The sequence below is a fragment of the Candidatus Yanofskybacteria bacterium genome (assembly GCA_003514055.1).
In the GTDB taxonomy this organism is placed as follows: Bacteria; Patescibacteriota; Minisyncoccia; order 2-02-FULL-40-12; family GWA2-44-9; genus UBA12115.
Genome location: DOSG01000008.1, coordinates 18,945 through 34,858 on the forward strand (window position 1 = coordinate 18,945; position 15,914 = coordinate 34,858).

The 15,914-nt window shown below is 41.8% G+C and carries 21 protein-coding genes; 9 read left to right on the plus strand and 12 right to left on the minus strand.

Translation table 11 applies throughout. The features are described from left to right. Positions 1 to 114: 114 nt before the first annotated feature. The 4 genes from def to priA all read right to left on the minus strand — a co-directional run bounded on the left by def (position 115) and on the right by priA (position 3,344). The gene (gene def, locus DEG18_02270; protein ID HBX58409.1) at positions 115 to 570 is read right to left on the minus strand and encodes a peptide deformylase; all 456 of its coding nucleotides are present in this window, start codon (positions 568 to 570) and stop codon (positions 115 to 117) included. 90 nt (positions 571 to 660) lie between these two features. Further along, positions 661 to 903 (minus strand): hypothetical protein, encoded by a 243-nt coding sequence (locus tag DEG18_02275; protein ID HBX58410.1) that lies wholly within the window; start codon positions 901 to 903, stop codon positions 661 to 663. A 126-nt stretch (positions 904 to 1,029) separates the two neighbouring features. After that, positions 1,030 to 1,314 (minus strand): hypothetical protein, encoded by a 285-nt coding sequence (locus DEG18_02280; protein HBX58411.1) that lies wholly within the window; start codon positions 1,312 to 1,314, stop codon positions 1,030 to 1,032. A gap of 86 nt (positions 1,315 to 1,400) precedes the next feature. After that, positions 1,401 to 3,344 carry a primosomal protein N' gene (priA, locus tag DEG18_02285; protein HBX58412.1) on the minus strand — a complete coding sequence of 648 codons (1,944 nt, stop codon included), beginning with the start codon at positions 3,342 to 3,344 and terminating at the stop codon, positions 1,401 to 1,403. Between the two features lie 100 nt (positions 3,345 to 3,444). Between priA and DEG18_02290 the strand changes: the two genes are divergently transcribed. Both DEG18_02290 and DEG18_02295 read left to right on the plus strand, forming a co-directional pair. Next, entirely contained in the window at positions 3,445 to 3,801 is a 357-nt protein-coding gene (locus tag DEG18_02290; GenBank protein HBX58413.1) for a hypothetical protein, read from the plus strand. 58 nt (positions 3,802 to 3,859) lie between these two features. Then, positions 3,860 to 5,233 carry a glutamate--tRNA ligase gene (locus DEG18_02295; GenBank protein HBX58414.1) on the plus strand — a complete coding sequence of 458 codons (1,374 nt, stop codon included), beginning with the start codon at positions 3,860 to 3,862 and terminating at the stop codon, positions 5,231 to 5,233. Here DEG18_02295 and DEG18_02300 read toward each other — a convergent pair. Then, positions 5,230 to 5,598, minus strand: coding sequence for a hypothetical protein (locus DEG18_02300; GenBank protein ID HBX58415.1), 369 nt, complete (start codon positions 5,596 to 5,598; stop codon positions 5,230 to 5,232). The genes DEG18_02295 and DEG18_02300 overlap by 4 nt on opposite strands. Positions 5,599 to 5,805: 207 nt before the next feature. Here DEG18_02300 and DEG18_02305 point away from each other — a divergent pair, with 207 nt between their 5' ends. From DEG18_02305 to DEG18_02325, 5 genes are all read left to right on the plus strand, one after another. Beyond that, positions 5,806 to 7,071 (plus strand): hypothetical protein, encoded by a 1,266-nt coding sequence (locus tag DEG18_02305; protein ID HBX58416.1) that lies wholly within the window; start codon positions 5,806 to 5,808, stop codon positions 7,069 to 7,071. Positions 7,072 to 7,267: 196 nt separating this feature from the next. Continuing rightward, complete coding sequence (locus DEG18_02310; GenBank protein HBX58417.1) at positions 7,268 to 7,855, plus strand: N-acetyltransferase; 588 nt, start codon at positions 7,268 to 7,270, stop codon at positions 7,853 to 7,855. A gap of 81 nt (positions 7,856 to 7,936) precedes the next feature. Beyond that, on the plus strand, positions 7,937 to 8,152 hold the full coding sequence (locus DEG18_02315; protein HBX58418.1) for a hypothetical protein: 216 nt from the start codon (positions 7,937 to 7,939) through the stop codon (positions 8,150 to 8,152). Positions 8,153 to 8,192: 40 nt separating this feature from the next. Continuing rightward, entirely contained in the window at positions 8,193 to 9,380 is a 1,188-nt protein-coding gene (locus DEG18_02320; GenBank protein HBX58419.1) for a cysteine desulfurase NifS, read from the plus strand. Positions 9,381 to 10,168: 788 nt separating this feature from the next. After that, positions 10,169 to 10,846, plus strand: a complete 678-nt coding sequence (locus tag DEG18_02325) for a hypothetical protein (GenBank protein ID HBX58420.1) — start codon at positions 10,169 to 10,171, stop codon at positions 10,844 to 10,846. 61 nt (positions 10,847 to 10,907) lie between these two features. On the opposite strand, the gene DEG18_02330 is transcribed toward DEG18_02325, so the two are convergent. The 5 genes from DEG18_02330 to DEG18_02350 all read right to left on the minus strand — a co-directional run bounded on the left by DEG18_02330 (position 10,908) and on the right by DEG18_02350 (position 14,343). Beyond that, positions 10,908 to 11,222, minus strand: coding sequence for a hypothetical protein (locus DEG18_02330; protein HBX58421.1), 315 nt, complete (start codon positions 11,220 to 11,222; stop codon positions 10,908 to 10,910). Between the two features lie 17 nt (positions 11,223 to 11,239). Continuing rightward, positions 11,240 to 13,033, minus strand: coding sequence for a translational GTPase TypA (gene typA, locus DEG18_02335; GenBank protein ID HBX58422.1), 1,794 nt, complete (start codon positions 13,031 to 13,033; stop codon positions 11,240 to 11,242). Positions 13,034 to 13,252: 219 nt separating this feature from the next. After that, on the minus strand, positions 13,253 to 13,570 hold the full coding sequence (locus tag DEG18_02340) for a hypothetical protein (protein HBX58423.1): 318 nt from the start codon (positions 13,568 to 13,570) through the stop codon (positions 13,253 to 13,255). Between the two features lie 76 nt (positions 13,571 to 13,646). Then, the gene (locus tag DEG18_02345; GenBank protein ID HBX58424.1) at positions 13,647 to 13,931 is read right to left on the minus strand and encodes a hypothetical protein; all 285 of its coding nucleotides are present in this window, start codon (positions 13,929 to 13,931) and stop codon (positions 13,647 to 13,649) included. A gap of 37 nt (positions 13,932 to 13,968) precedes the next feature. Beyond that, entirely contained in the window at positions 13,969 to 14,343 is a 375-nt protein-coding gene (locus DEG18_02350) for a hypothetical protein (GenBank protein ID HBX58425.1), read from the minus strand. A 34-nt stretch (positions 14,344 to 14,377) separates the two neighbouring features. On the opposite strand from DEG18_02350, the gene DEG18_02355 reads away from it, so the two are divergent. Beyond that, positions 14,378 to 14,650 (plus strand): 50S ribosomal protein L27, encoded by a 273-nt coding sequence (locus DEG18_02355; protein HBX58426.1) that lies wholly within the window; start codon positions 14,378 to 14,380, stop codon positions 14,648 to 14,650. A 140-nt stretch (positions 14,651 to 14,790) separates the two neighbouring features. Here the strand turns inward: DEG18_02355 and rplI are convergent, their stop codons facing one another. Next, complete coding sequence (gene rplI / locus DEG18_02360; GenBank protein HBX58427.1) at positions 14,791 to 15,240, minus strand: 50S ribosomal protein L9; 450 nt, start codon at positions 15,238 to 15,240, stop codon at positions 14,791 to 14,793. 109 nt (positions 15,241 to 15,349) lie between these two features. On the opposite strand from rplI, the gene DEG18_02365 reads away from it, so the two are divergent. Then, entirely contained in the window at positions 15,350 to 15,634 is a 285-nt protein-coding gene (locus DEG18_02365; protein HBX58428.1) for a hypothetical protein, read from the plus strand. A 26-nt stretch (positions 15,635 to 15,660) separates the two neighbouring features. Here DEG18_02365 and DEG18_02370 read toward each other — a convergent pair whose 3' ends face one another. Next, positions 15,661 to 15,876 carry a hypothetical protein gene (locus DEG18_02370; GenBank protein HBX58429.1) on the minus strand — a complete coding sequence of 72 codons (216 nt, stop codon included), beginning with the start codon at positions 15,874 to 15,876 and terminating at the stop codon, positions 15,661 to 15,663. Between the last annotated feature and the right edge of the window lie 38 nt (positions 15,877 to 15,914).

Sequence of the window (15,914 nt, forward strand, 5' to 3'; positions counted from 1 at the left end):
AGGTCCGAGGGCTTGGATTCCGGCAACTGCCGGACCGAGGGCCGAGCGTGTAGACAGCGAGACGCCGCAGGAGCGGCTCGACTATCGGTGCAAAGAAGACATAATCTCTATAGCCTATTTGCGGTCTTTGATGACGAGGCCGTGGAGATGGTCGGTCTCATGTTGGTAGACCCGCGCGAGGAAACCTCGCGCTTTTATTTTCTGTTTTTTACCTTGTTCGTCGACGAATTTAATCATTACTTTCTTGGAGCGTTTTATGGGCGCGAAATATTTTGGGATGGATAGACAACCCTCTTCAAGCTCATCCAATTCTTTTGAATATTCAGTTATCTCGGGATTAAAATATACTTCTGGCACATCGTGTTCTTTAGCCAGATATGGGGCTATGACAAATATGGCCAGATCCTTGCCGATTTGGTTGGCTGCTAATCCGACGCCTTCGTTCTTGAGCATGGAAACTTTCATATCGGAAATGAGCGTCGTATAGGCGCCATTTTTTATATCTTCAGGATCGATCTTCTCGAGAATCTTTCTGAGTATTTTTTCTGGAATTTTGGTTATTTCAGCCATAACCACATTGTCTTAAATTTAAATCGGTTAGTCAATGAATGGAGATTGAATAGACAAAAAAGGCCCGCAGGATGCGGGCAGGAGATGAAGTTACTTACTAGCCAGTGTGTAGCTTGCTTGGCGAATAGTTTGGTCAAGGTTGTTAGAACTATTACGATGAACCTCTGTTTGTTCGTGAACAGCGGCGGCCAAAGTAAGAATAGCTTGGGCGATAGCTAGATTTGAGGTAATCTGGGCTTGCTTATCAGGAGGAATGGATGGATCGTCAATTTGAAGCAATGTGCCGATGATCTCTCTTGTTGTTTTTTCGTGGGAAAAATAAGTCTCTGCCATGGGCACTCCTCAGGTAAGCTTCGAATATATTAACGATTATTTACCTAAAAGTCAAGATGTGCGTGAATAAAATAAAGGCCCGCAGGATGCGGGCTAAGATAGCTGCTCGTACATGGATACCAGATATTAGCGGAACGATTTGAGACCGATTGTCCCGCCAACTTCTTTGACGGCTTGGGCTACGTCTTCGAGATTCCCGAGCTTTTCGACGATGTCGGTGCCTCGGTGGTCGATGACAGTCGCCACGAGGACAAGAGCTCTGGCTACGGCCAAGTTAGAAGTAGTGATAGCAGAGGCATCAATGTTTGTCCGGCCCAAGAACTTTTGGGCCTTTTCAATAGCTTTCATCGTAGCATCGAACTCGTTGGATAGGATTTGTTCTGATGTCCCGATCTCATCTGGTTTACTCATCTGAACCTCCTTGCCTAGATAATAACGTATAAGTTGTTAATTGTCAAACGGTAATTCATAGCTGTCTTTTAGTTCGGCTTGAGCAGTTAGAAGATCCTAGCGGGGTCGACGTCGATGTTCCAACCGGAGGGAACATATTTAAGAAATTCACGTAAATTACTAACGCTAGGTTCGATTTTTAGAATCATATTATAATAGTAATAGTTATTCTCTCTACTAAGAAATGTAGTCGAAGAATCATTCAATATTATTTTATCTTCTAGCTTCAATTGCATTCTAGCCATTCTTAACTTTTCGCTAGCAACTCTAGCGGCTAGATAGGCTTTTTGCTTGTTTAGATGACGATATGATAGCTTTATTATCTTCGCGTAGGGCGGATAGAGGAACATTTTTCTCATCCGCAGCTCGTTTTTAAGGAAATCCTCAATTTTATCGTTGGCAACGTAATTAAGAATGCTGGAATTTGGGTTATATGTTTGGATGATCAACCTCTTCGGCTCGAAGTCAAATATCTTTTGGATTTGATTGTTTAGCCGCTCCTCGATTTGGAAATCCACGAATGCAGTTAGGGCGTCGATGTTTATAATCCCGACTAGATCAAAATTATATTTAAAACGATGGCTATATATCATCTGAGTGGATATTATTACAGCCGGGCCGGGTTTATTCAGGGTTTCTATGGCTTCGTTTTCTTCTAAGTCGTTCTTAATAACATCGGAATCAAGTATAAGCGCTGGCGCTTTTTTCATCTGGCCGTATTCAATAAAACGCATGATTGTCTCAAATATTTTTTGACTGCCTGGTGATCCAGATGGTTTTAGTTTGCCGCTATTACAGTTGGCGCAATGATCTGGTACTTGTCGAGATTGGGTGCAATGATGACAAACTAAGACTAGGTTGACTGTCTTGTGGACGCGCATGGGGATTTCGCAGTTTGAACACACGACCGAAGCTCCACAATTTTGACATATTAATGTTCCAGAGTAGCCGAGTCGTGGAGAGAGGATGAGAGTTTTTTTGTCGTTATTGACGCAATCGATCATGGCAGCCTTAAGTTTCTGGCTAAATATGGAAAAATTATCATCCTTGAATTCTTGAATTATGTCCACCATCTCTATGCTCAGCTTCGGATGCGATTTTCGATTTATGAAATTCGATTTAGCCTCGACGGTATTGAGGTAATCATTAACTCCGAGAGTTTGATTGGCTAATATGAGCTCAGCATTGTTGAGGCGAGCGACTTCTTCGGCGAGATTGGCGGCGTTATATTTGGGTGTCATGTCTGACTTGTACATCTCGTTGTTTGAGTCTTCGACAATTAATAAGCCAAGATTTTTGAATTGACTGAATAGGATAGATCGTGTGCCAATTATGATTTTGATCTCACCGGATTCTAGTCCATTCGAAATATCAAAATGGCTTTTGTTTGAAAGTGAAGAATTTACAATGGCAGTCTTTTCGACCGAAAAGGCTGCCATTGTCTTAATCTCTTCGGCCAAATAGGTGGCTATGGTTTTATCGGAAACAAGAATCGCAACTTGCCTTCCTTTCTCCAGTGTAGACTTAATGTGCGATTTAAGATTAATCAGAAAAGATTTAGCCTCAGTTAAAATGATTGTTGGCTTAATTTCCGCTAAGTTATGCGGCAGATTATTAAGATTGGCGAGCGAATCATTTCGAGCATACTTCTTCTTGAATGCAAAAGGTGGAATGACAGATTTAACGGAGAGGCCCAGAGGTGCGTAATAAAATCTGGCGATCCAAGAGGCAATTTTTAATTGGTATTCGGATATTTGAGGCGTTTCAGATAGGATTTTGGATATTTGCTTGAGCTGATAGCCAGTTTTCTTTAAGGATATTTTTATTTGATCAACTGAATCAGAAGATATCACTATGGCAGTAACTTTTCGACTACCTAGGGGAATTTCTACTAATGCTCCGCGAGATAAATTTTCATGACAAAAATAGCTTAATATTTGCGGAGCATTTACTGGCAAACTTGTTAGGGGTATGACTTCGAGTATGTACATAGCGTGATCTGCTAGAATGCAGTCATGATTTTTTGAGACTTTGACAGACGACGGAATAAGTATACAATAAATGCCAGATCATTGAAAGGTGAGTTTACCAATGGACATAAGGTTTATCCTTCCTTTTGACACCACCATCGCTTCGGTGATAGCAACTCATGTTTGGCGATTTGGAGAAGATCCTAACGAGGTTTTCTCTGTTATGGATAATTTTGAGCCCGATGTCGTCCTCAAAGTTGGCGAAAATGAGCTATCATTTCTGCTAGCGAAAGGTCCCATTAAAATAAACACCGTCAATCATACATATGATGTTTGGCTAGCAGGACTAAATCAAGACAAGAGAAAGAAGCTTTTCATAACTAATGATGAGTTGCTAGCGATACTCGAAGAAGATCCAGAAAACTGGGAGATAGAAAAGAGTCCATTACCAGGGATGTCACAAGTCACCCTCCATTAAAGCCCCACCTAGGGGTTTTTATATTTGTTTTAAGGCTAGAATTAGATATAATAAGTATATGGATAAGAACCCAGAAATAAGGGTTAGAATGGCGCCGTCACCAACGGGCTATTTGCATATTGGTAGTGCCAGAACCACCCTCTTTAATTGGCTATACGCTCGTAGCCTGGGAGGTATTTTTGTATTGAGGATAGAAGACACTGACGCCGAAAGATCAAAGAAAGAGTTTGAAGATGATATTATCGGTGGTCTCAAGTGGTTAGGTCTCGATTGGGACGAATTTTATCGCCAGACCGAACGCACGGATATATATGAGAAATCGTTGAGGAAATTACTCGATTCTGGTAAGGCATTCTGGTGCTATCATAGCCAAGAAGAGCTCGAGGCGGAAAAAAAATCGCAAATCGAAAAAGGTGATCCTCAGAGGCACGTGTGCGAGCACAAAAAGTCGAGTACGGGAAACGGCGCGCTTGGCAAAGGGATTATTAGACTTGCAGTGGATGAGAATTCAATCAGGAAGATTAATTTTGAAGATGAGATCAGAGGGAGCATAGCTCAAGAGGAGCGACTACTCGGAGACTTTAGCATAGCTAAAGACTTAAAAAATCCTCTATACAATTTTGCGGTAGTAGTTGATGATGTCGACATGAAGATATCCCATGTCATAAGAGGCGAAGATCATATATCTAACACATTTAAGCAGATACTAATTTATGAAGCGTTAGAAGAAAATGTTCCTAAATTCGCACATTTACCGCTAATCTTGGGCACGGATAGATCGAAGATGTCAAAACGTAACAGTAACACTGCACTGGATGAATATAAAAAAGATTATTTGCCCGAAGCTATCATGAACTTCATCGCTTTTTTGGGCTATACATACAGCAAAGAGATTATGAGCATGGATGAAATGTTGAAAGAGTTCGATCTTAAAAAGATTCATAAATCTGGCGCTGTTTGGAATGTTGAAAAGCTTGATTGGATAAACGCCCAGTACGTCAGACAAATGGAGCCCGAAAAGTTCAAAGAGATTGTTGGTATAAAAGAGATGCCTTTAGCGGCAGTGCCATTCGTCACAGAGAGGCTAGATAAACTAACGGACGTCATTAATTATAGTTATTTTTGGGAGACGCCAGTCTACAATAAAGATTTATTAAAATGGAAAAAGGCTACACTGGAAGAATCAATTGAGGCATTAAGAAAAGTCAGAGACATTATCGATCATCAAGAATTCACAGACAAAGAAGCGCTAAGGCTGGGGCTAGATGATCTAGCCAAAATATCAGGGGGAGACAGGGGCCTTATCTATTGGCCGCTCAGAGCAGCTCTAAGCGGGAAAGAAAAATCTCCAGATCCGATCGAGATAGCCTTTGTGCTCGGCAAAGAAGAATCATTAAAGAGAATAGACGAGGCAACAAAAATCCTGCCCTAGGACAGGATTAGCGCCGAGAAAAGTATTCCCACGATTCCGATTATTATGTTAGCGAGAGTATTCGTAAAGACTGACGGCCAAAAACCTTTTTGCATAAAGACGACAGCATAGAGAATGTTTACGGTTACGTGGCCGAAGGTGCTTATCCAAGTCCTGTGGCCAAGACTGAAGAGCACAGCCGTAATGGCCAGAATGAGCCAGATAAAATCATTCTCAGTTGAAAAAAACTTATCAACTCTGAGGGCCTTGATAACTCGAGATTCCCTGCGTTGATAGATCCAAGTGGCTATTTTAGCGGGAGCCAATCTATGCAGAGATCCTTCTATTATTGCCGGTACTATAGACAGGAGAATGTAGGCCGCCATACCTGCACAAATCATTAATGCTGGATGGTGATGATGACTTGGCCTGAGAGGGTGATAGGCTATACGTGGTAAAACTGAAGTGGCTAGTATAATCAGTGTGCCATACATTGCAATGTCATAATTCATCTGCATGCGATTCAAGATCGAGCGCACGGTGTTCATGGGAATTCCCTTGTTAAGGATCTAATATAATTAAACTTTTAATAAATGACGCTGTCAAAGAACAAAAAGTGGAAAAGTGACTGTCTGCTATTTTTGCTATTAGCCGTCTTTATTCTTTTGCCATCGATTGTTTTGGCTCAGACGGAGCAGGAAAGAATAGAAGAACTAAAAGCTCAGATTATTCAGCTTGAAGCCGAAGCGGCAAAATTTAGAACTAATATCGCTAGCGAGAAAGCTGAAGCGGCATCACTTCAGGTCGAAATAAACTCACTTAAAAGCCAAATCTCCAGAATAGAGACGCAGATATTGTTGACCAGTAAAAAAATAGATAAAACAAAGATAGAGATGGAAGATACTCAGACTACTATTTTTGATACCCAGAAGAGTATTGACTACAGAAAGGAAACTATAGGCGAGCTTTTAATGTCTATAAATAAGTACGATGCAGAGCCATTGGTAATATCTTTGATAAAGAACCAAAATCTATCCGATTTTTTGAGACAAGAACAGTATGCCAGAAATATTAATTTGAATTTATTAAATATGGTTGCGGAGCTCAAAACCGAAAAGAGCTCCTTAGAACAACAGGTTAACGATCTCGAGGGTAAGAAGGAAGACCTTGAAGCATATAATCGCGAGCAGGCTGCCCAGAGAAACTCTCTTGGTCAGGCTACGAGCGTGAAAAACACTCTTCTCAAAGAAACCAAGGGCCAGGAAGCTCTTTATCAAAAAATGCTCAAAGAAGCCGAGAATAAAAAAATGCTTTTTTTCACTGAGCTAAGAGAACTTGAGACAAAAATTATCCAAGGAGGCTTGTATATAGTTCACGTGACAGCCGAGAAGTTGCCGAAGAAGGGGACCAAGCTTTTTTCTTGGCCCGAAGGAATAAAAAGAATAACTCAGGGTTATGGTATGACGACTTATGCCAAAAGAGGAGCATACGGCGGATCACCGCATAACGGCGTAGACATGGCCAATGGCATGGGCTCCGAGATTAAGGCCATAGGGGACGGAGAGATAATCGCTAACGGTAAAAATGATGGTTGGGGCAATTGGGTAGCCATAAAACATCCTGGTCAGTACAACTTAGTTAGCGTCTACGCCCATATGAGCTCCCTCTCGTTCTTGAGAGTTGGTACGGCCGTTAAGCTTGGTCAAGTTATTGGGTACGAGGGCTCGACTGGAAATTCATCCGGATCGCATTTACACCTCAGCATTTATAAAGACTTCTTTACTTACGTGAAGGATAAAAATGGACAGCTCTATTTTAACTATTTCGATGGCTCAATTAATCCCCTGGACTATTTATAGTATCTATGTTATAATAGTTTTGCAATGAAATACGCATTAATGTCCCAATTTAATATCAGCCACGTCGCAAAGCCATACGGGCCTGATTTTTGCTGGGACATTTTATGTAATTACATCTAAACTCAAACGTATTTGATTATATAAACTGCTCCGGCATTCTGCCGGAGCAGTTTTCGTTCTTTGACAAGGAGCAGTTATGGAATCACAGCCAAGTAGGCCAATCTTTATCGTGGGGCACAAAACCATACTGAGGCCAATTGAACTATCGGATGTCCCCCAATTACTAGTATGGGCCAATGATCCGGAGATAAGGCAATTCATAGCTAGATACAGACCAGTTTCTGAGAAATATGAGAAGGAGTGGGTAGAGAAAAGCGCAACAGACGAAACTAAGATTGTATTTATGATAGAAGAAAAGACGAGCCGAAAGGCAATCGGTGTTATGGGGTTGCATAGAATTAATTGGAAAGACAGATCGTGTACCACGGGAGCTTATATTGGCCAGAAAGATCTCTGGGGTAAGGGCTATGGAACCGATGCCAAAATGTTTCTACTCGATTATGCTTTTAATACTCTAAATCTTCGTCGAATTGAATCGGCGGCGTACGAATATAATAAAAGAAGTATTCACTACAGTCTCCATTGCGGATATAAAATCGAAGGGCGAAAGCGAAAAGCTAAATTCAGTAATGGCAGGTATTGGGATGATGTGCTTCTTGCGCTATTCAAAAAAGAGTGGCTGCCAATCTGGAAGAGATACAAGAAGACCGGGAAGATAAAATAAGCCGGCGTTGACCATAGACAATGTTGACTAGTGTCGTAAAAGTGGTATCCTTGTGCTTAGTTCGTTTCTTGAGGAGATGCCATGATTATTGGAGCAGCCGATCTTTTAGAAAAATTCGGTTCACCTTTGGCCGTAGCCGAGGCTTTGATTTTGGGCCAACTGACCTCCTATGAACAAGATTATGTTTCGGAACTAGTGGGCAAGATCATCATGGATGCGGCTAAATTCAGAGTGGAGAAATCTCTAGCTGCCAATAATATCACCCTTAAGCCCGACAAAGTTCTTACGAAGACTTGATCCAAATAGATGGATTTAATATACAAATACTCGCCGACTAATGTCGGCTTTTAGTTTGCTCTGGTCAATTGATCGTAATTATGTTTTAATATTGTTAATGAAAGAAGTATACCTAGACAATGCGGCGGCTACTCCTGTTGATTCGAGAGTGCTGAGAAAGATGATACCCTACATGAAAAACGAATATGGCAATCCGTCCTCTTTGCATTTTAAAGGTCTCGAGGCCAAACGTGCAGTTATTGTAGCTCGGGAGAAGATATCAAAAATAATTGGGGGATCACCTTTTGAAATTATATTCACATCCTCTGGCACGGAGTCGGCCAATCTGGCCATATTTGGAGTAGCTGAACAATACAAGAATATCGGCAAGCACATCATAGTATCGAGCATTGAGCATGCAGCTGTTTTCGAATCGGTGAAGAAATTACAGAAGTTAGGATTCAAAATAACTTTCTTAAAAGTAGACGCCAAAGGGTACGTGGACTTAGATGAACTAAAAAAATCATTGAGAAGAGATACAATTTTAGTATCTATCATATACGCTAATAATGAAATTGGCACAATTCAAAAGATTAGCCAGATATCGAAGATTATAAAAACATATAGAAACAATAATAACCTTCCTATCCTACATATAGACGCCTGCCAAGCTCCGTGCTTGCTAAGTATGAATGCTGGTTCATTAGGCGCTGATCTCTTAACTCTTAATAGCGCCAAAGTTTATGGCCCAAAGGGCGTGGGATTACTTTTTAAAAATAAAAGGATTACTATATCCCCCACGATTTTAGGCGGGGGACAGGAGCGTGGCTTAAGGTCTGGAACCGAAAATGTCGCAGGTATAATCGGCTTCACTGAGGCGCTTGGCATATCGGATAAGATGAGGGCGAGTGAGACCAAGAGACTGTCTGCGATAAAGAAATATGCCATTCAAAAAATTTATGGTAAATATCCAGAAGCTATATTTAATGGCGATACGGAGAATGGATTGGCAAGTATTATCAATGTATCAATTCCTAGTAAGGTTGCCGAACGAATGGTTTTAGACTTGAGCATCAAGGGCGTGTGCATATCTTCTGGCTCTGCTTGTATCCAGGCAGATTCTGAGAAGCCTTCGCGCGTATTGTCTGCTATCGGACTCACTAGAGAGCGAGCATTAGCGAGTATTAGGATATCTATGGGTAGAGAGACGACAAAGAAAGATATCGATTATTTGATGAAATATTTATAAAGGTAAAGGTATTCGTAGGCGAGACAGATAATGGGGATAGGGTTTATCAATGTTTGTGTATTGACAGTTCCTAGACATGTTGCAAAATAATATTGGGCTGGGGGAGTGGCCTAAGATTTCTGATAATGCTTTTTTGGTCTCAAGGAACGCCATCTAAATTTGGAACCTAAAGATAGCCATTGTTAGTAAGTCTTTTCTAATTAAATATTAAAAAAGTAAAAATAATTGTATAATTAAAAAAAGTTCATAATGAACTAAATTTGAACTCTAAAAGCCTTGAGAATGCATCCTAGGCGTTCGACGAATACCTAGATAGCACCTTGGGCCTCAAAAATGGGTATAAATGACTTAATAGTAGGGATAAAGGCGATAGGGGCATTGATGCTTGAGATATTTCTGACTGTCATATCGGTCATGGCCGGCATCGCCAAGGTCGTATTGGATCTAATTAGGTAGTTAGCCATTCCCGGGTTTCAAGGCAATACAGAGTCGCATAACCCACATTGTGCGACGTATCGTGTGCTTCGAATTGGCACTCCCCTCACGATTTTTATCATTTAAGTAAAAAACTTATTTAGTAATTATTTTTATATTCCTCTCCTGCCCTGGGGTAGCTCTCTCTATATATTCCTCTACGTGTATCGGTAAAAATGAATTTTATACTTTTCTCTTCTTAGCTGCCTCTTGGCAGTTTTTCTGTTTAAATAGGCCGACGATCTAATTTTATCCCCCATTAGGGGACTGGCCCTCAAATTGCTCCATTTTATGTAATTGGTTAGAATAGATTCATGCCTAAACTAATATTTGATATTGAAACGGTCGGAGTTGAGTTCGAATCGCTAGATGATAAATCGAAAGAGTTCCTACTCGCCTACGCTGAATCTCCAGAGGAGATTGATGACGTGAAAAATGGTATGGGATTTTCCCCTTTGACCGGTAGTATAGTCGCAATCGGAATTCTTAACCCCGACACAGAGAAAGGCGCCGTATATTTTCGAACAGAAGGAGAGAAGATGGATATAGTAGAAGAAGACGGCGTTCATTATGTCCCCTGTCTCAATGAAAAAGAGATATTGAAAAAGTTTTGGGACTTAGCAACTCATTATGATTTATTTGTTTCATTCAATGGCCACTCTTTTGATGTGCCGTTTATAATGATCAGGTCCGCGATACTCAAAATCAAGCCGACGATTAACCTAATGCATAACCGGTACGCCAAACAGCCTCACTTCGACCTACTGGACGTATTATCTAATTTCGGCGCTGCTAGATGGAGAAAGAATTTACATATGTGGTGCCAAGGATTTGGGATCGAGAGTCCCAAGGCTGAAGGCGTTAGTGGAGATGACGTAGCCGGCTTATTTAAAAGCAAGGAATATCTAAAGATTGCAAAATACTGTTACGGAGATATTGTGGCCACTGGTAAGCTTTATGAGCACTGGAATAAGTATATTAATGTAAGGTAGGCCTACCCCCCCCAATTAATTGGATGATAAAATAAAACGGCTGAAAGCCGTTTTATGGTGCTTAAGACATGCCTCGTAATTCTTCAGCAATATCTAGGGTGATAAATTCACAGCAACCGTATCGGCAGAAATTTTTTGGGCGGTTGACGAATTTGCCATCGGGAAAACCATGCGGGCATTGAATATCGACATTTAGCCAACATTCTTTTCTGGCGGCATCTTCGAGAGCGTCCTGGACGGCCTGAGCAGATCGCAGGAGTTGCATCGGAGTTGGACCACGAACGATTTCTGACATGATTTGATTCCTTGGCTTCGGAGCTATTGAGATAATACCACGCAAGCTGTTGCCAGTCCAGTCCAAAATAATAGCTCCCATGTGCGAGGGCTATTATTTTAGTTGCCGTTATTCTTCCTTTCGGCGCGAATGCGATCAATATCGGTGAGATATTTTTTCCTGAGTCTTATGCTCTGAGGAGTTATCTCTAGATATTCATCTTCGGACATAACTTCCAAGCCACGCTCAAGAGAGATTGTTAGCGGAGGAATCAGGATAATATTTTCATCAGAACCAGAGGCGCGCATATTGGTAAGTTTCTTGCCCTTAATCGGGTTTACGTTTAAGTCGTTGCCTTTGGCCGTATTGCCTATGACCATACCCTCGTATACTTGAGTATTGGGATCAATGTACAGGGTTCCCCTTTCTTGCAAATTGTACAACGAAAAGCCGAGAGCCTTGCCAGTCTCAGCTGAAACCATCGAGCCAGTTTCCTTTTTCTTTATATCTCCAACATGAGGTCTAAAACCAATAAACCTGCTGGATAGGATGCCTTCGCCTCTAGTATCGATTATAAACTCATTTCTGAAGCCCAAGAGGCCTCTGGTGGGTACTTCAAAGGTTAGTCTGGTCTCGCCATGATGTTGCTGCATAGCGGTCATTATGCCCGATCTTTTGCCTAGTTTTTGGATTACGACTCCAGCCAGTAGGTCTGGTACATCGATTATTGCCTCTTCGTATGGCTCGTGTTTAACGCCATCCACGTCTTTGGTAATAACTTGAGGCTGAGACACCTGAAGTTCGTAGCCCTCTCTTCTCATGTTCTCAAGTAGAATGGCAATGTGCAATTCTCCCCTACCGTATACTTTATAAAATTCATTAGAATTAAAATCTATTTTTAATCCAATGTTTACTTCTAGCTCTTTCTCTAATCTTTCTCTAATCTGACGAGTGGTAACAAATTTTCCTTCGCGACCGGCGAATGGCGAGTCGTTAACTAAGAAGTTCAGACTAATGGTTGGCTCGTCAACGTTGATTGATGGCAATAATTCTTGGTCCGGAGAGTCGCATAATGTCTCGCCTATGTATATATCTGGCAAACCGGCGACCATGACAATATCCCCTGCTTCGGCCTGCTCGACTTCTTTTCTTTTCATGCCATCAAAAGTAAAGAGTTTGGTTATCTTGCCACTAGTAGTGATACCATTAGGCTGCTTAACAAAAACCGTACTTCCAGTCTTTATGACGCCTTCGTATATCCTGCCTATGCCTAATCTGCCTAAGAAATTATCATAGGCTAGATTAAACGGCTGCAATCTCAATGGTAGCGATGTGTCAGCCTTAGCCGCCGGAACGTCTAATAGGATAGTATCCAGAAGCGGAGTTAAATCGACAGATTCATGATGAAGTTCGTTCTTAGCGATACCATCGCGACCAATGGCATAAACAGTCTTGAAGTCTAATTGCTCGTCGTTGGCACCAAGATCCATAAATAATTCAAGGACATCTTCGTTGGCTTGCTTGGGATCAGCCGCTGGTTTATCTATTTTATTAATAACTACAATCGGCTTGAGTCCTAGCTCAAGCGACTTTTTTAAAACAAATTTAGTCTGTGGCATCGGACCTTCTTGGGCATCCACGACTAGCAAAACCGTGTCGATTGACCTTAGCACGCGCTCGACTTCAGAGCTAAAATCAGCGTGGCCTGGAGTATCAACGATATTTATCTTGGTCCCTTTGTAAAATAAAGATGCATTTTTTGAATAAATGGTTATGCCTCTTTCTCTTTCTAGGTCATTCGAGTCCATGCTAAAACCTTCTTCAACCATGCCTGTCTGCTTCATTAGGGCATCGGTCAGAGCAGTTTTGCCATGATCCACGTGAGCTATAATTGCGATATTGCGTATTTCCATAAATTACTTGAGATTGTGTCTTATTTCCTACCCCTTCTTATAGGTGGAAGGCTTAGGTGTGGACTTCGAGAGGCCCGCGCAGAGCCGACTGGGCTCGAGCGAGAGGGTGATTTCTCAGTAGAGAGATACAGCCCGTACTCGAGAAGTGCACACCTAAGCCTAGCACACAAGCAATATATTCTATACCATTTTTAATTAAATGTAAAGAAAGGCCGGCTATTAGCCGGCTGGAGGGGTCATTTTCGCAGAAGATTTGAGTCCGGTGCCCGCACACTGGGGACATTCTACATGTACATATTGCCATTCATTGGAGTCGTGACCATAGAAATCCTGCTTTTGAGTTTTCCCGTTGCCGAAGCAGTTAGTGCAAAAATCAGAATGTTGAGGTAATTTGGCTTTAATACTCTCTAGTACGGCGAGCTGGTGTTCGGCACCATGAATTGTCAGCCTAGCCTCTCTAATTTTCTCTCTTAATTCTGCTTCAAGATTCGCAATAAGCGTGAGCTGGGAATTCGGGGACACTTCTAGGTTGGGCATAGTAGTATCCTTCTGATAGGAACTAGCCTCAATATATACTCGTTAATAGCTGGCGGCAAGGGCAAAGAAAAACCGGCTATTTGCCGGTAACTGGGCGACTAGTATTTTTTAATTCCGTTATCGTAGTCAGGTCGAGTCCCCATAGAACGCCCTGGATGAAGGCGATCCAGCGTTGGGCTTTCTCCGTTCTTCCCTGAGCAATATACTTGGGTAGCTTGTCTAGCATTCTACGACAATGGGCAAGTTTAGCCTCTCTACTCACATTCGTTGCCGATCTATCGCAACTTCTAGAGACTACGCCCATTTGATCGAAAATTCCTTTGTATAAAGCAGTCATTTCGAATAGTTTATTTGCGTCCATTCGCATCCTCCACGATGAATCCAACCCTAATATATACCTACTGACAATTGCCAGCAAGAGAGTAGCCCGCGGCCACAGCTTCGGCCTCGGTATTGAACCAGACCTTGTTCTCTTCTTTGATTCGCTTGGCACCCGAGCACCAAGTAAAATGATAGAGCTTTGAAGATGCGCTTTTAGATACAACCACCCTCAAATCAACGGCCTTCTTGGCCGTTGTGGCCGGTAGCGGCTTATCTGAACCATTCTGTGCAGCTTGATATATATTGGCACCCATTCCAGCCTTGAGAGTCGAGGAGCCGAATAGTCCAATCTTGCCCATATTGAAGCTGATTATGGCGACGAAGGCGAAACAACAGCCTAGAAATATGTCATATTGATACCGTTTGACTAAGTCTATAAATTTTGTTAACATAGTTGAGCTAGTTTATATACTATTAATATAATCCATGGCACATACAAAAGCTATAGGCTCTACGCAGTTAGGTAGAGACTCACAACCAAAATATCGAGGAATCAAACTTTATGCCGGCGAAAAAGCTAAGAATGGCAGTATTTTAGTCAGGCAAGTTGGCAATAAGATCTTGGCTGGCGAAGGAGTTCGAGCTGGATCTGATTATACTCTATATTCCGTAAAAGAAGGCGTGGTCAAGTTCACCACTACAAAGAAGAAATGCTTCGATGGTTCTAAGAGAGAGGCAAAAGTGATTCACGTAGTCTAGACCTAGGGAAGTAAAAAGCGCAGATATAAATTTTTCGAGTACGGGCTGTATTTCTTGCTAGAAATCACCCTCTCTCTCGCGCCAGTCGCGCTCCGAGAGTCTCTCAAAACTTATATCTGCGCTTTTTTAATTTCTTGATCTTACTCGGCTTTGACGATCACCTTGAGCTCTGTCTTGATGTCTTTCATAAGCTCTACCGGGACTATGTACTCTCCAACTTTCTTAATCTTGTCTTCGAGTGTGATCATGTCTTCCTCTAATTCGATTCGAGTAGCTACTTTCACGGCCTCGACAATATCTATTTTATCTATACCGTCGAATAGAGTTCCGCCGTCATTAGCTTTTCTAACGATTTCGGTGACGAGCGTTTTCATTTGCTCTGCGACGCCTTCGGCATTTTTTCTCTCAATCTCGACCATGATGGTCGCCTTCTTCCGTAGATTCTCTATCTCCTTAGCTGTGCCACTAGTGGCCGGTTTAGCCCATTTTTTCGGAAACAGGAAGTTCTTAGCATAGCCATCGGCAACATTCTTGACGTCACCAATCAGGCCGTAGCCTTTTATATTTTCTAATAGTATTACTTTAATCATAGTTATTATATTTTACACAATTTAAGCCCTAAGTCAATCAATATTTTGCTTGACTGCCTTCGTGGGTCGTCGTAGCATTAATTTAGTACATTTCGGGAGGAGAAACGTGATGGACCCTGAGAAAAAAGATTGGTGGGGAGTTACCATACGTAAAGCTAGTAATGGATTCGTTATTATAGATAATGAAGGCAATGAGAGCGTAGTCCAAGAAGAAGATGACGACGAATTGATCGCCGGGGAAAAGCTTCTCTGGGAAATAATCGAGTTCTTTGGCCTCCAAGGCGACAGATATAGTAAAGATCGCGTTGCGATAATCCGTAAAATCGGAGATAAATATACTCCAAGTCCAGAAGATAAAATAGAAGAGATCACCTATCAAAGAATAATAAAATAAAGCCCCGTCTCGGGGCTATTTATTTACTAGAGAATGCTCTGAATGATTCCATGCTCGTCTTTATTTACCACGTGCCCATCTTCGAAATATGCGGCATGGCCGGCTCTATTAAAGGCCATCTCGCCATCGTCGTAATGTATGCGTCCACACTTGGTGCACGGATAGAATGTCGCCATAGAGTGGCAACTGACCTGAAGATTGATTGGATTTGACTGATCTAGGGATCCGTCGCAATCTGACATGTTACAGTTCATGCTTCTTCTCCCAAAGAACCGCTTGG

What these genes read in the sequence shown, in the direction of transcription:
- def (HBX58409.1), bottom strand. Translation starts at nt 570, where the DNA reads ATGGCTGAAATAACCAAAATTCCAGAAAAAATACTCAGAAAGATTCTC.
- DEG18_02275 (HBX58410.1), bottom strand. Translation starts at nt 903, where the DNA reads ATGGCAGAGACTTATTTTTCCCACGAAAAAACAACAAGAGAGATCATC.
- DEG18_02280 (HBX58411.1), bottom strand. Translation starts at nt 1,314, where the DNA reads ATGAGTAAACCAGATGAGATCGGGACATCAGAACAAATCCTATCCAAC.
- priA (HBX58412.1), bottom strand. Translation starts at nt 3,344, where the DNA reads ATGTACATACTCGAAGTCATACCCCTAACAAGTTTGCCAGTAAATGCT.
- DEG18_02290 (HBX58413.1), top strand. Translation starts at nt 3,445, where the DNA reads ATGGACATAAGGTTTATCCTTCCTTTTGACACCACCATCGCTTCGGTG.
- DEG18_02295 (HBX58414.1), top strand. Translation starts at nt 3,860, where the DNA reads ATGGATAAGAACCCAGAAATAAGGGTTAGAATGGCGCCGTCACCAACG.
- DEG18_02300 (HBX58415.1), bottom strand. Translation starts at nt 5,598, where the DNA reads ATGGCGGCCTACATTCTCCTGTCTATAGTACCGGCAATAATAGAAGGA.
- DEG18_02305 (HBX58416.1), top strand. Translation starts at nt 5,806, where the DNA reads ATGACGCTGTCAAAGAACAAAAAGTGGAAAAGTGACTGTCTGCTATTT.
- DEG18_02310 (HBX58417.1), top strand. Translation starts at nt 7,268, where the DNA reads ATGGAATCACAGCCAAGTAGGCCAATCTTTATCGTGGGGCACAAAACC.
- DEG18_02315 (HBX58418.1), top strand. Translation starts at nt 7,937, where the DNA reads ATGATTATTGGAGCAGCCGATCTTTTAGAAAAATTCGGTTCACCTTTG.
- DEG18_02320 (HBX58419.1), top strand. Translation starts at nt 8,193, where the DNA reads ATGTCGGCTTTTAGTTTGCTCTGGTCAATTGATCGTAATTATGTTTTA.
- DEG18_02325 (HBX58420.1), top strand. Translation starts at nt 10,169, where the DNA reads ATGCCTAAACTAATATTTGATATTGAAACGGTCGGAGTTGAGTTCGAA.
- DEG18_02330 (HBX58421.1), bottom strand. Translation starts at nt 11,222, where the DNA reads ATGGGAGCTATTATTTTGGACTGGACTGGCAACAGCTTGCGTGGTATT.
- typA (HBX58422.1), bottom strand. Translation starts at nt 13,033, where the DNA reads ATGGAAATACGCAATATCGCAATTATAGCTCACGTGGATCATGGCAAA.
- DEG18_02340 (HBX58423.1), bottom strand. Translation starts at nt 13,570, where the DNA reads ATGCCCAACCTAGAAGTGTCCCCGAATTCCCAGCTCACGCTTATTGCG.
- DEG18_02345 (HBX58424.1), bottom strand. Translation starts at nt 13,931, where the DNA reads ATGGACGCAAATAAACTATTCGAAATGACTGCTTTATACAAAGGAATT.
- DEG18_02350 (HBX58425.1), bottom strand. Translation starts at nt 14,343, where the DNA reads ATGTTAACAAAATTTATAGACTTAGTCAAACGGTATCAATATGACATA.
- DEG18_02355 (HBX58426.1), top strand. Translation starts at nt 14,378, where the DNA reads ATGGCACATACAAAAGCTATAGGCTCTACGCAGTTAGGTAGAGACTCA.
- rplI (HBX58427.1), bottom strand. Translation starts at nt 15,240, where the DNA reads ATGATTAAAGTAATACTATTAGAAAATATAAAAGGCTACGGCCTGATT.
- DEG18_02365 (HBX58428.1), top strand. Translation starts at nt 15,350, where the DNA reads ATGGACCCTGAGAAAAAAGATTGGTGGGGAGTTACCATACGTAAAGCT.
- DEG18_02370 (HBX58429.1), bottom strand. Translation starts at nt 15,876, where the DNA reads ATGTCAGATTGCGACGGATCCCTAGATCAGTCAAATCCAATCAATCTT.